Below are 14395 nucleotides of genomic sequence, written 5' to 3' on the forward strand. Positions count from 1 at the left end.
CTTTGCAGATTCAGTTATAATATCAAATTCAAATTTGTAAATTTCAATTAGTTTACCACTTTTATGCCATCTGCTAAAAATCCAATTTCTTCTTTTGGCGCAGTAATAGCATCTATCTCAGCTTTTGACTTTTTAGCATCTTTCGCATAATGCTTCAACTCATCTACAGAGGTAACTTTGCGCTCTGCGTTACCTTCTAAAACTACTTTTTTGCCTTTTAGAGCTGTTGGAACAAAAAATGCATAATCTTTCATTTTTACAAAGAAAGATGACCCATTTTCTGTCTTAAGAGTTATCCAGCATCCCCTTTTTTCACAAACATTAGTCACCTCACCTTTCACAGAAATCCCTTCTTCTTTTTTTGTATCCTTTAATTTGCTTTCAAGCTTTTCAACAGAAATTGCTTTGTCAATTGAAACATCAGAAACATCAGCACAATAGAAATCTCCAATTAGTGCATTACCCGCTGGCGGAGCAGGTTTTTCTACAGCTTCCTGACAAAAAGACAAAGTAGAAAAACATAAAAACAAAACGAATGAATATATTATTGGTTTCATATTATATAGTATTAAATTGATTCTCCCAAAAATAATACTAAAATTTGAGTTGGCTAAAATATTTATAAACTATATCAAAGTAGACAAATATAAATTGAGCGCATAAAAAAAGTCCCAATTTTCATTGGGACTTTACATATAGATTTGAATATTATTTCAATTTCTTTTTAATTGCTACTTCATGGTACGCTTCAATAACATCGCTTATTTCGATATCATTAAATCCTTTAATCTGAATACCACAATCATAACCTTTGCTTACTTCTTTAACATCATCTTTGAATCGTTTTAAAGCAACAAGATCACCTGTATGAACTACAACTCCATCTCTAATAACTCTAATTTTAGAAGTTCTTAAGATTTTACCATCTGTTACCATACAACCAGCGATTGAACCAACTTTAGAAATTTTGAAAATCTCACGAATTTCTGCAGTTCCTAAAATTTCTTCTTTCATTTCAGGAGCTAACATTCCTTCCATCGCATCTTTCAAGTCATCGATTGCTGCGTAGATAATAGAGTAGTAACGGATATCGATTTCTTCTTTATCAGCAAGCTGTCTTGCGTTTCCAGCAGGACGAACGTTAAATCCGATAATAATTGCATCAGATGCAGAAGCCAACATAACATCAGTTTCTGTAATTGCACCAACTCCTTTATGTATGATATTAATTTGAATTTCTTCAGTAGAAAGTTTAGAGAACGAATCTGATAATGCTTCAACAGATCCATCAACGTCTCCTTTAAGGATTACGTTCAATTCTTTAAACTGACCAAGAGCGATACGACGTCCAATTTCATCAAGTGTAATATGACGCTGAGTACGTACAGATTGTTCACGCATTAATTGAGAACGTTTAGATGCAATTTGTTTTGCTTCTTTTTCATCTTCAAATACATTAAACTTATCACCTGCTGTTGCAGCTCCATCTAAACCTAAAACAGATACCGGAGTCGAAGGACCAGCTTCTAAAACTATATGCCCTCTTTCATCATGCATCGCCTTAACTTTACCATGGTGCTTTCCTGCAAGCATATAATCTCCAACTTTTAAAGTTCCGTGCTGAACTAAAATTGTTGATACATATCCTTTTCCTTTATCTAAGAAAGCTTCAACAACTGTTCCTTGAGCCGCTTTATTTGGATTAGATTTTAAATCTAGGATTTCTGCTTCTAATAAAACTTTCTCTAATAATTCTTTTACTCCTGTTCCAACTTTTGCAGAAATATCATGTGACTGAATTTTTCCACCCCAATCTTCAACAAGTAAATTCATACTAGCCAGACGCTCTTTGATTTTCTCAACGTTAGCATTTGGTTTATCAATTTTATTGATTGCAAATATAATTGGCACTCCCGCAGCTTGTGCGTGAGAAATTGCTTCTTTTGTTTGTGGCATGATATCATCATCCGCCGCTACTACGATAATAGCAATATCGGTAACTTGAGCTCCACGTGCACGCATTGCGGTAAACGCCTCGTGACCCGGTGTATCTAAAAATGCGATTTTTTGACCATTATCAAGAGTTACTCCGTAAGCCCCAATGTGTTGTGTAATACCTCCAGACTCACCAGCGATAACATTTTCTTTACGGATATAATCCAGTAAAGATGTTTTACCGTGATCGACGTGACCCATTACAGTAACGATAGGCGCTCTAGTAACTAAATCTTCTTCTTTATCTTCAACAACCTCAATTGCTTCTTCGATATCTACAGTAATAAACTCAACTTCGTAACCAAATTCATCAGCAACAATAGTTAATGTTTCAGCATCTAAACGCTGGTTCATCGTTACCATGATTCCAAGAGACATACAAGTACCTATTACTTTAGTAATCGGCACATCCATCATGATGGCAATTTCACCTACTGTAACGAATTCTGTAACTTTAATCGTTTTACTTCCTTCGTCAAGAGCTCTTTGCTCATCATCAGATTTCTGACGGTGCGTTTCTCTCTTATCTCTTCTGTATTTAGCCGCTTTAGATTTACCACCTTTACCTTGAAGTTTTTCAAGAGTTTCTCTAATTTGGTTTTTTACCTCTTCTTCAGTAGGCTCAACTTTTGCAACAATTGCAGGACGGTTTCCTTTTACAAAACCTGGTCTTGCACTTCTGTTAGCATTAAAGCCTCCACCTCCTGTATTTGGAGTAATTTTATTAGGGTTTGGTGTTCCCGGCGCATTTCCTGTTGCAGGTTTTGGTGCACCCGGTGTACCAGGTTTAGGAGCGATTCTTTTACGCTTATTTTTATTAGCGTTATTATTGTTTCCAGCTCCCGGAGCTCCAGGTTTATTTGGAGTAATTTTCGGTTCTTCCTTCTTTTTCTTAGGCTTGTTAAATTGAGACAAGTCAATTGTCTGCCCAGTAAGAGTAGTTCCTGATAATTTTTGATATTGAGTAGTGATCGTTTCTTCAGCAGTTGCAGGATCAGTTGAAACAATTGGCTCCTGCGCTGTTTTAGAATTCTCAGCTTTTACTTCTTTTTTCTCTGTAATAATTGGTTTTTCCACCTTTTTCTCTTCAGATACTACAGGAGCAACAGGCTCTGATGGTGCAGTTTCTTTTTGAACAGGTTTTTCTGTTTGAGATGGAGTAACAGTTTTAGGCTCTTCAGCCTTAACTGGTTCTTCTGGAGCAACAGCAGGTTTTTTTGGATTTAAATCAATTTTACCAACTTGAACAGGTCCGGTAACAACAGCTCTCGCTTTGATGATTTCTTGTTGTTTCTGACGTTCTTCGTCTTGTCTGCGTTTGTCCTCAATTTCTTTCTCGCGCTCAACACGCAATGCTTCTTTTTCTTTTCTTTTCTCTTCCCCTACTTCTTTAGAAGCTTCCTTATTCCCCTTATCGCCCGCAAATTGGCTTTGCAGGATATTAAATTCGCTGTCAGAAATTTTAGCATTTGGATTTGCATCAATAGCAATTCCCTTATCTTTTAGATAATCAACAGCTCTTTCTAACGAGATATTTAATTCCCTTAAAACCTTGTTTATTCTTATTACTCTCTCTTCAGACATATAACCTTTTTATTATTACCTTTTTCGTTGTGTTGTTAGAGCAGATAATTAGTTATCAAACTCTTCTTTTAGTATTTTCATAACGTCAAGAATAGTTTCCTCTTCTAAATCCGTTCTTCTTACTAAATCTTCTACTTCTTGTTTTAAGATACTTTTTGCAGTATCTAAACCTATTTTAGCAAATTCTTCAATTACCCAGTCTTCGATTTCATCTGAGAACTCTGTTAATTCAACATCGTCTTCATCAGCCGTTGCACCTGCAACATCTCCTTCACGAATAACATCTAATTCGTAACCTGTTAGCTGACCCGCTAATTTAATATTGTGACCTCCTCTACCAATTGCTTTAGAAACTTCTTCTAATTTCAAGAAAACTTCAGCTCTTTTGTTTTCTTCGTCAATTTTGATTGAAGAAACTTTTGCAGGGCTTAATGCTCTTGTAATAAACAATTGAATATTGTTTGTATAGTTGATTACGTCGATATTTTCGTTTCCTAATTCACGAACGATTCCGTGAATACGAGATCCTTTCATACCTACACAAGCTCCAACAGGATCAATTCTGTCGTCATAAGAGTCTACAGCAACTTTTGCTTTTTCTCCCGGAATACGCACTACATTTTTAACTGTAATTAAACCGTCGAATACTTCAGGAATTTCTTGTTCAAATAATTTTTCTAAAAACTTCTCAGAAGTTCTAGACATAATAATTTGTGGTTTATTTCCTTTTAATTCAACGCTTTCAATGATTCCACGAACATTATCTCCTTTACGGAAAAAGTCAGATGGAATTTGTTTTTCCTTTGGAAGTACAATCTCGTTTCCTTCGTCATCAACTAAAATAACAACTCTTGGACGTACGTGGTGTACTTCGGCAGTATAAATATCACCAATAATATCTTTAAATTGCTTGTAAAGATTTGTATTATCGTGTTCGTGAATTTTAGATATTAAGTTTTGGCGTAAAGCCAAAATAGCTCTTCTTCCTAAATCAATCAATTTTACCTCTTCAGAAACCTCTTCACCAATTTCAAAATCCGCTTCGATCATTCTTGCTTCAGTCAAAGTAATTTCTTCATTTTCAAAATCAAGATCTTCGTCAGCAACGATAACTCTTCTTCTCCATATCTCCATATCTCCTTTGTCAGGATTTATAATGATATCGAAATTATCATCAGAACCGTATTTTTTCTTCAATGCATTTCTAAACACGTCCTCTAAAATTGCCATAAGCGTTACACGATCAATAAGTTTATTATCTTTAAACTCTGAGAATGAATCGATTAATGCTAAATTTTCCATGCGAATTCTTTAATTAAAATGTTACTGTAACAACTGCCTCTTTAATTTCTGTATAAGGTATCTGTTGTTCTTTTTGAACTGTTTCTTTTCCTTTTCCTACTTTTTTCGGTTCTCTTGCCTCCCAAGACAAAATTATAAAAACATCGTTAGCTTCTACTAATTCTGCTTCAATTTTTTCATTATTTGTAGTAACAATCAACGTTCTACCAATATTTTTCTTGTATTGTCTTATTAATTTCAAAGGAGAACCTACTCCAACCGATGCAACTTCAAGCGAAAAATCCTGTTCTTCACGATCCAGATTATTCTCGATTGCACGACTAATATCAATACAATCCTGAAGCGCCACTCCATTATCTCCGTCTAAACCTACACTAATTTTAAAAGAATCCGAAACCGCAAGATCAATCAAAAAGATCGATGGCTTTTCCAGAAGAGCTTCTGTAATTAATTCGTTTACTTTTTCCTTAAATGTCATAATTTTATAAAAAGAGGGGACAATTAGTCCCCTCATTATTTAGATTTTAATAAATAACGGTGCAAATATAGTGATTTTTTTATAAATCAAATAAATAGATTGCTCTAAAAATATTTCTTATCTTTATAGTAGCGTTCAAAAACATATTATTCTAATAATTTAACCCGAAAATTATGAAACGAATTTTAGTACCTACTGATTTTTCAGAACATGCAGAACACGCCTTAAAAATCGCCGCTCAAATCGCCAAAAAAAACAATTCTGAAATCATTATTTTACACATGCTCGAATTCCCGCATCAAACCAATGATGCAATATTTGGAGGTGTAAGCATTCCCGAAACTATGCTTTTTATGCAAAAAGCAAATGAGACTCTTGACGCAATCTCACAAAGCGCTTTTCTTGACGGAATTCAGGTCACGGAAGTTGTAAAAATGGACAAACCAATTCACGGTATTACTCAAGTAAGCAAAGACTATAATATTGATTTAATTATTATGGGCTCACACGGTTCTTCAGGACTTGAAGAATTATTAATTGGTTCAAATACCGAAAAAGTAGTAAGAAATTCCGAAATTCCTGTTTTAGTCATCAAAAAAGATATTTCAGATTTCAATGTTCAAAATATTGTTTTTGCTTCTGATTTTACAGAAGAAACCAAAAAACCGTTTGAAAGGCTTTTAAATTTCACTAGATCCTTTGACGCAAAATTACATCTGGTAACTATTTGCACTCCAAATAGTTTTAAACCAACACACGTAATCGAACAAGCAATTAAGGATTTTACAAATCATTTCAATCTCACAAATTACGACACACATATTTACAATGACACTAATATCGAAAAAGGAATTATCAATTTTTCTAACAGCATAAACGCCGATATTATTGGAATGTGTACGCACGGAAGAACTGGTTTCGCACACTTTTTTAACGGAAGTATAAGTGAAGGCTTAGTAAACCATGCGGTAAAACCAGTTATCACCTTAAAAATTTAAATCAAAATTTCAATGAAGAAATAAATACTCTGAATTTTAAATTTATTCCATAAAAAAAGCCTCTCGATTGAGAGGCTTTTTATGTTGGTCTACTAGGACTCGAACCTAGAAAGACTGCACCAAAAACAGTTGTGTTACCATTACACCATAGACCAGCAATGCTGTTAAGCGGGTGCAAAATTAAACCTTTATTTAAATTGTGCAAATTTTTAAGCAAACTTTTTTGCATAAAAAAAAGCCTCTCGATTTGAGAGGCTTTTTACGTTGGTCTACTAGGACTCGAACCTAGAAAGACTGCACCAAAAACAGTTGTGTTACCATTACACCATAGACCAGCAGTGCTGTTAAGCGAGTGCAAATTTAAGGTTTTATTTAGTTTGCGCAAACTTTTTTATCAAAAAAAATATTTTTTTTCATTCTTTTTCATTTTAAAGCCCCGCACTTTTTCAAAAGAGCCTTATACACAATACATTAATATTTACAAATAGTTATTATAGAATTTTTTGTTAATGCTCGTTTCTTTACATAAAAAAACATTTTCTTTGTAGGATTGAAAAACATACAAAATTATAACACCTAAATATGGCACAATTCAATTTCAATAAATGGAATACAATTATTGGTTGGTTTGCATTTGCAATCGCTTTAATTACCTACACATTAACTGTCGAACCTACAATGAGCTTTTGGGATTGCGGCGAATATATTGCCACAGCAGCTAAACTAGAAGTTGGCCACCCGCCGGGAGCACCTTTATTCCAAATGATGGGAGCTTTCTTTGCCATGTTTGCTATAGATGCCCAGCATGTAGCTGTGATGGTAAATATGATGTCTGTTTTTTCTAGTGCCTTTACAATTTTATTCATATTTTGGTCTTCTTCTATGATTTTAAAGAAAATCGTAGCGCGTTTTGCCGAAATTGATCAAAATAATTCTATTGTTATTTTAGGAAGTTCTTTTGTTGGAGCTTTAGCTTATACTTTCTCTGACAGCTTTTGGTTTAATGCTGTCGAAGCAGAAGTTTACGCAATGGCTTCTTTATTGATTGCATTGCTTTTTTGGCTGGGATTACGCTGGGAACAAGATATGGACAAACCAAAAGGAAACAAATGGTTATTGATCATTTCTTTAGTTGTTGGTCTTTCTTTTGGAGTTCACTTTATGGCGTTATTAACGATTCCGTCAATTGGATTTTTATATTATTTTAAGCATTACGAAAAAGTTACCATTAAAAACTTTCTTATTGCCAATGTAGTTGTAATAGGAATTTTGTTGTTTATCTTCAAATTACTTCTGCCTTTAACGATGGCTTTTTTCGGTAAAACCGAAATTTTCATGGTAAACAGTTTAGGATTACCTTTTAATTCCGGAACTATTTTCGTGACTTTATTATTAATTGCTTTCTTCTATTTCGGATTAAAATTCACTAAACAAAAAGGATTAATTTTTTATAACACCATCATCCTTTGTACTTTATTTATATTAATTGGTTTCTCTACCTGGATGATGCTTCCTGTTCGTGCAAATGCCAATACGGTAATTAATGAAAACAAACCATCAGATGCTGCCGAGGTTTTAGCCTACTACAATCGTGAACAATACGGTGTAAATCCATTATTTTATGGTCCTCAATATACCGAAGTTTTCGCCGGTCTTGATGCTAACACTCCATATTTAGACAAAAAACCTAACTACGAAAGAGACAATAAAACTGGTAAATATATTATTACCAATAATTATAAAAACGCAGAACAAAACAGCGACGACAATCAAAAAGCAATTCTGCCAAGAATGTGGAGTACCGAAACCGGACACATTCAAAACTATATCAGTTTCACAAATCCGCCTAAATTCCGAATCAATCCAGACTATAATTATGAGGATGATTTAGGTAAATACGGAATTGATGCAAGTCAATTAACCGAAGAAGAATACAACAAAGCAACTGGACAGCTTCGTAATGAAGTAGAAAAAACAATATCTGAATTCAGAAATGCTTATGCTCAAAAGCAAATTGACAACGAAGGTTATGTTAAGTTCTTAAAAAGCTACGGAGAATATCTTATAATCGAAAAACCAACTACTGGTGATAATTTCAGTTTTATGTTCGAATACCAATTTGGATATATGTACTGGAGATATTTAATGTGGAATTTTGTTGGACGTCAAAGCGATGTTCAGGGGAAATACGACAATTTAGATGGAAACTGGATTAGCGGAATCAAAGCGCTTGACTCTGTTCATTTGGGTTCTCAGGATAAATTACCATCTGATGTTTTAAACAACAAAGGACGTAATGTTTACTATTTCCTTCCTTTCATTTTAGGATTAATTGGAATAATGTATCATGCTAATAAAGACCTTAAAAGTTTTTATGTGCTTTTAGCCTTATTCTTATTTACGGGAATCGCTTTAAAAATCTATTTAAATGAAAGACCTTTTGAACCTCGTGAAAGGGATTATGCACTCGTTGGATCTTTCTATGTCTTTGCCATATGGATTGGTTTTGGAGTTTATTCTTTATATGAAAGTATTCAGAAATATATTGCTCCAAAAATCGCCGGACCAGCTATTATTGCAGTAAGTTTATTGGCAGCGCCGGTTTTAATGGCTTCTCAAAACTGGGATGATCACGACAGATCAAACCGATATACTGCTGTTGCAATGGCAAAAGCGTATTTAAGTTCGTGTGATAAGGATGCTATTTTATTTACTATTGGAGACAACGATACGTTCCCGCTTTGGTATGCTCAGGAAATCGAGCATTTTAGAACCGATGTTAAGATTGTAAATACAAGTCTTTTCATGACAGATTGGTATATCGACCAAATGAAAGCAAAATCATATGAATCTGATCCTTTACCAATATCATTTACACATGATCAATATGTTGGGGATAAGTTAGATTATGTAGCTCATATTCCGAAGATTGAAACACGCTGGAACATCAAAGATTTCCTTGATTTTATTAAAAATCCAAAGTCAACTGTAGGTTTACAAAACGGACAAACGATTCATTTTTATCCAACGAATAAAATTAGAGTGAATGTTGACAAAAACATCATTCTTAAAAACAAAGTTGTAAATCCTAAATATAATGATTCAATTGTTCCTTATATGGATATTGACATTAAAGGAAGTGCTCTTTACAAAAACAGGTTAATGATGCTGGATATTTTGGCTAATAATAACTGGAAACGTCCAATTTATTTTAGCGGAGGTGCTTTTGACGATGAAGATTATTTATGGTTAAAAGATTATCTTCAATTAGACGGTATGGTTTATAAATTAGTTCCTGTTAGAAACGTACCTTCTAAAGATGGAGGACCAATGGATATGGGACAAATTGATGCCGATAAAATGTATGATATCGTAATGAAATGGGACTGGGGTAACAGCGAAAGCGAAAAAATTTATCATGATCCTGAAACCAGAAGAAACAGTATTACATACCGTACTAACTTATCACGTTTAGTAGACGAACTTATTGCCGAAGGTAAAATTGACAAGGCTAAAAACGTAATTAATTTAGCAATGACAAAAATGCCATTGGATAAATTTGGTTATTATTCTTTAGTTGAGCCATTTGCAGGCGGATATTATAAAGTAGGAGAAACAGCTAAAGCGCATGATTTATTAGATAAACTAGTAAATAAATACAAAGAAAATCTAAACTATTACGCTACTCTGCCTCCAACTGACCAAACTGATTTAGCAATGGATATTATTACAGATATTGAGCGTTACAGAAGTTTACTTCATGTTATGAGAGAAAATAAAGACAAAGCTTTCTACGAAAAACATAAAACAGTATTTAATACGTATGTAAATGTTTTTGAACGTTTTGGACGCGAAAAAGAATAATAATATACGAAAAATATATTGATTAAAAAAATGCAGTGCTTCTTGATAAAAAGCGCTGCATTTTTTATTTTTACGTAGATATAAATAAAATCAAAATGAGCTTTTATTGGGTAAAAACTAATTCATTTATTAAAAAGGTGTTTTCTAAATATTGTTGGGATATTCCAAACAACGAAAAGAAAATATACTTAACGTTTGATGACGGCCCAACCCCAGAGATTACAGACTGGGTTTTATCTGAACTTAAAAAGTTTGATGCAAAAGCTACTTTCTTCTGTATTGGAAAAAATATTAAAGCCAATTTATCTTTATTCGAAAAATTAATCACAGATGGACATTGTATTGGAAACCATACAATGAACCACGTAAATGGCTGGAAAATACATACGAATGAGTATATCGAAAATGTAAATAACTGCGCTAAGATTTTAGAAGAAGAAATAAAACCGAACAATTTAATATTTCGTCCGCCTTACGGGAAAATTAAAAAAGCGCAATCAAAGATTTTACGCAAACTTGGCTATAAAATAATAATGTGGGATGTTTTAAGCGCCGATTTCGACCAAAGCATAACTCCTGAAAAATGTCTTGAAAATGTTACTAAAAATGTAAAATCGGGAAGCGTAATTGTATTCCATGACAGCATAAAAGCATCGCCAAATTTAAAATTTGCCTTACCAAAAACGCTGCATTTTTTAAAAGAGAATGGATATAAGTTTGATATTATTCATTAGAAAACCCGAACAATATCTTATTTCTGAAGTATTTTATACGTCGAATTGATCCTGAACAATTCCGATAAGTGTATTTGCATCAAGTTCTCCGGATTGTCGCCAGATCATTTGTCCTTCTTTATAAATCATTAAAGTCGGAAGTCCTTTAATTCTTAATGCTTCGGCCAGTTCCTGATTTTTATCAACATCAATTTTAATTACCTTCGCTTTATCTCCAAGCGCAGCCGCAACATCTTTTATTACCGGATGCATCAATACTGATGATTCGTTCCAATCTGTGTAGAAGTCAATTAACACTGGAACCTGAGCATTTATAAGTTCTCCAAATTTTGACATAAAACCAAAAATTTAATTCTTTTAATCTATTAAAAAGATATAATTAATACAAATGTAGCATTTTTAACGAATTAAGCCACATTCTTACCTTTTTTTAGTTCAATAACCGTGATTTCAGGCATAATTCCAACTCGTCCAGGATAAGCATGAAAACCAAATCCGCGGTTCACATAAACATATCTTCCGGCTTCTTCATAAAGTCCTGCCCATTGTTTATAAATGTATTGCGCCAGACTCCATTTAAAATATCCCGGAATTTCAATTCCAAACTGCATTCCGTGTGTATGACCAGATAAAGTTAGATGAAAGTTTTTAGGATCTTTTTTTACTTCATATTCCCAATGGCTTGGATCGTGGCTCATTAAAACTTTAAAATCAGTCTCGTGAAGTCCTTGCGAAGCTTTTTTCAAATCTCCGGCCTTCTTAAAATTCTGTCCCCAGTTTTCGACACCAACTAAAGCAATTTTATCTGCACCTTTTTGAATGTATTTATTTTCATTCAGCATCAGATCAAAACCTATTTTGCCGTAAAGATTTTTGATTTCTGCAAAGTTCTCATCTTTTTCTTTTTCAGAAGGCCAAGTCACGTATTCTCCGTAATCATGATTTCCTAAAACAGCATATTTTCCGTATTTGTAATCTTTAATTCTGCTAAAAGTTTCCAGCCACGGATGCATTTCTTTTGCATGCGTATTTACGATATCTCCTGTAAACAAAATCATATCTGATTCCTGTTCATTAATCAAATCAATTGCATAATTAATTTTATCAGGATTATCAAAACTTCCGCTGTGAACATCAGAAATCTGTGTTATTTTAAAACCATCAAATTCATCTGGAAGATCCGGAAAAAAGATAGTCTGCTTGAATACTTTAAAATTATATTTCCCTTCGAAAATTCCGTAAATCAAAGATAAAAACGGAACCGCCGCCAAACCTAAAGCAATCTGACTGACAAACTTACGTCTGTCCGGCATCATTTCTTTTCTAGGCGCATTGTACATGCAGTAGTTTAATATACTGGCTCCTATTCTAAAAATATCTTCTCCAAACATTACAAGTGTAAGCACAATTTTAGGAACATAAACCAATAACATTAATCCCATTGTAAACATGGTTTGTTTGGTCTGCCCAACAGAACGGTCAAATTGCGTAAAAGAATATATTATGAAAACTAAAAGCAGTACACTAATAATTTGATAGCTGATCAGTACCCATCTTAATTTGATTAAAGTACGAAAGGCTTGATACGAATAGAACTCAATAAATAGAAAAAGAGCACATAGAATTACAAAACGAAGGATCATTTATTTACAGTTTTAAGCAAAGTAACAAAGAATGAATATTCTATCGCTTTTTATTATCAAAAATTTAACTCAAATAATAGCAAAAGCCGATAGATTTCTCTATCAGCTTTTGCAGCCAAATTATTTAAAACCTTTAGTCTACAACAAAGTTTATTCAATAAACCTTTATCGCATTATTTTTGAGCTTTTGCCGCTTCTGGCTTAGCTTCTGCTTTTTTAGCTTTTTTATCAGCTTTTTTCTCTTTTTTAGCAACTTTTGCTTCTTTTGCCGGAGTTTCTTTTACTGGAGTTGTTTGAGCATTTACCATTGCAGTTGTTCCTAAAACTGCTACCGCTAATAAAATTAATTTTTTCATGATTGTTGATTTTTGTGATTACTACTTCTTTATTTATAGCTCAAAGATATAATCAGTAAATGAAGACAAAATGAAGATTGCACCAATCTGAAAAAATTAACTTTTAATTGTGTTTTTGCGTTTCCGGAAACAATAAAATAAAGGTTGTTCCTTCGTTTATAAGACAGTTCACTTTAATTTCTATATGATGAAAAACAGCAATACTTTTAGCAATAGCAAGACCTAACCCCTGCCCTTCCTGATCTGAACTTACTCTGGCAAAGCGGTTGAAGATATTTTCGATTTGAGACTCATTTAAACCAATACCTGAATCTGTAATGGAAATAAAATATTGATTTTGCAAAAACCCATCAGAAACAATAATACTTCCGTCCGGCTTATTATATTTTATGGCATTCGTAACTAAATTATAGATCAAAATATGAATTAAAGTTTTGTTGCCTCTAAAAGCAAAATCATGTTCCATTTTATTGACAAACTCAATTCCTTTATCATCAATACGATCCTGCAGATCTTCCTGCAAATCCTCTATTATTTCCTGAAAACTGATATTTTCGTTGGCTTCGTATTGATTGTTTTCGATTCGGGAAATCAGCAGTAAATTATTGATGATCTTTTTCAGCATATCAAGCGTTTTCAATGAACCTGCGATTTTATCCACAGCATTATCATCTAAAGAATCATTTTGCAATAAATTTTCCAGCTTGTTTTTCAATAAAGCAATTGGAGTTAAAAGCTCGTGCGAAACATTAGAAATAAACTGTTTCTCTTTTTTAAAAAGCTCCGCAATACGGTTCATCATTTGGTTTAAAACCAAATCTAATTCCCTAAAATCTCTCGATTTTGCATTTATGGGCGTATGATCAAAAACCTCCGGTTCATTGACCCGCCTTATTTTAGTATCGATAATTTTATAAAAAGGTTTCAGTAAATATTCGATATAAAAAGTATCGGCCAAAAAAGTAACCAAAAGAATAACGACCAAAACTACAATTATAAAAAGCTTTATAATAAAAGTCAAGTCTTTTACTTCGCTTAAACTGCTCCCAATTTCGAGTTGATATTCTTCATTTTGATAACTAAAATGATGCTGCAGAATTCGGTATTCATTTTCTTCCCCTTCAATAATTCGGTATTCATTACTGAAAGAAGTTTTCTTTTGATGTGGTTTTATGGGAACTCTGGAAAGAACCAAAAATTCGCTGTGAAGTGTAGAAAACTGCGAATAAGTTTCGGTAGAATCATCTTCATTTTCGATAAAATCATTAATTTCCTGCTGGTTTAAATGATCAATGAATTTCTGTTTCTTTTCGATTAATCCATTATTAATGTGTCTGTAAACCACATTTTCGACCAAAATAGGAAGCATGAGCCATAAAACCAAAATCACCAACAATCTTGTTAGTGCATTAAATATGGCCAATTGATGTTTTATCTTCAC

Annotated in this window: 11 protein-coding genes and 2 tRNA genes; 3 read left to right on the forward strand and 10 right to left on the reverse strand. The window is 33.3% G+C overall.

Translation table 11 applies throughout. The features are described from left to right. Positions 1-47: 47 nt before the first annotated feature. From APR43_RS07175 to rimP, 4 genes are all read right to left on the reverse strand, one after another. The gene (locus tag APR43_RS07175; protein ID WP_053474390.1) at positions 48-557 is read right to left on the reverse strand and encodes a DUF4920 domain-containing protein; all 510 of its coding nucleotides are present in this window, start codon (positions 555-557) and stop codon (positions 48-50) included. Positions 558-708: 151 nt separating this feature from the next. Then, entirely contained in the window at positions 709-3579 is a 2871-nt protein-coding gene (infB, locus tag APR43_RS07180) for a translation initiation factor IF-2 (RefSeq protein WP_053474391.1), read from the reverse strand. Positions 3580-3627: 48 nt separating this feature from the next. Then, on the reverse strand, positions 3628-4881 hold the full coding sequence (gene nusA / locus APR43_RS07185) for a transcription termination factor NusA (protein WP_053474392.1): 1254 nt from the start codon (positions 4879-4881) through the stop codon (positions 3628-3630). 13 nt (positions 4882-4894) lie between these two features. After that, the gene (gene rimP, locus APR43_RS07190) at positions 4895-5359 is read right to left on the reverse strand and encodes a ribosome assembly cofactor RimP (RefSeq protein ID WP_053474404.1); all 465 of its coding nucleotides are present in this window, start codon (positions 5357-5359) and stop codon (positions 4895-4897) included. A 173-nt stretch (positions 5360-5532) separates the two neighbouring features. Here rimP and APR43_RS07195 point away from each other — a divergent pair, with 173 nt between their 5' ends. After that, on the forward strand, positions 5533-6357 hold the full coding sequence (locus tag APR43_RS07195; protein WP_053474393.1) for a universal stress protein: 825 nt from the start codon (positions 5533-5535) through the stop codon (positions 6355-6357). An 84-nt stretch (positions 6358-6441) separates the two neighbouring features. Here the strand turns inward: APR43_RS07195 and APR43_RS07200 are convergent. Further along, a tRNA-Gln gene (locus tag APR43_RS07200) sits at positions 6442-6512 on the reverse strand. A 109-nt stretch (positions 6513-6621) separates the two neighbouring features. Next, a tRNA-Gln gene (locus APR43_RS07205) sits at positions 6622-6692 on the reverse strand. A 247-nt stretch (positions 6693-6939) separates the two neighbouring features. On the opposite strand from APR43_RS07205, the gene APR43_RS07210 reads away from it, so the two are divergent. Both APR43_RS07210 and APR43_RS07215 read left to right on the forward strand, forming a co-directional pair. Continuing rightward, a complete protein-coding gene (locus APR43_RS07210) occupies positions 6940-10221 on the forward strand; it encodes a DUF2723 domain-containing protein (protein ID WP_053474394.1) in 3282 nt (1093 codons plus the stop codon). Positions 10222-10316: 95 nt separating this feature from the next. Continuing rightward, entirely contained in the window at positions 10317-10955 is a 639-nt protein-coding gene (locus tag APR43_RS07215; RefSeq protein WP_053474395.1) for a polysaccharide deacetylase family protein, read from the forward strand. 33 nt (positions 10956-10988) lie between these two features. Here APR43_RS07215 and APR43_RS07220 read toward each other — a convergent pair whose 3' ends face one another. From APR43_RS07220 to APR43_RS07235, 4 genes are all read right to left on the reverse strand, one after another. After that, entirely contained in the window at positions 10989-11291 is a 303-nt protein-coding gene (locus APR43_RS07220; RefSeq protein ID WP_053474396.1) for a thioredoxin family protein, read from the reverse strand. 71 nt (positions 11292-11362) lie between these two features. After that, on the reverse strand, positions 11363-12598 hold the full coding sequence (locus APR43_RS07225; RefSeq protein WP_053474397.1) for a metallophosphoesterase: 1236 nt from the start codon (positions 12596-12598) through the stop codon (positions 11363-11365). Between the two features lie 173 nt (positions 12599-12771). Continuing rightward, the gene (locus tag APR43_RS07230; protein WP_053474398.1) at positions 12772-12954 is read right to left on the reverse strand and encodes a hypothetical protein; all 183 of its coding nucleotides are present in this window, start codon (positions 12952-12954) and stop codon (positions 12772-12774) included. Positions 12955-13057: 103 nt separating this feature from the next. Continuing rightward, on the reverse strand, positions 13058-14395 hold the full coding sequence (locus tag APR43_RS07235; RefSeq protein ID WP_240514936.1) for a sensor histidine kinase: 1338 nt from the start codon (positions 14393-14395) through the stop codon (positions 13058-13060).

This window comes from Flavobacterium sp. NLM (assembly GCF_002210235.1).
In the GTDB taxonomy this organism is placed as follows: Bacteria; Bacteroidota; Bacteroidia; order Flavobacteriales; family Flavobacteriaceae; genus Flavobacterium; species Flavobacterium panici.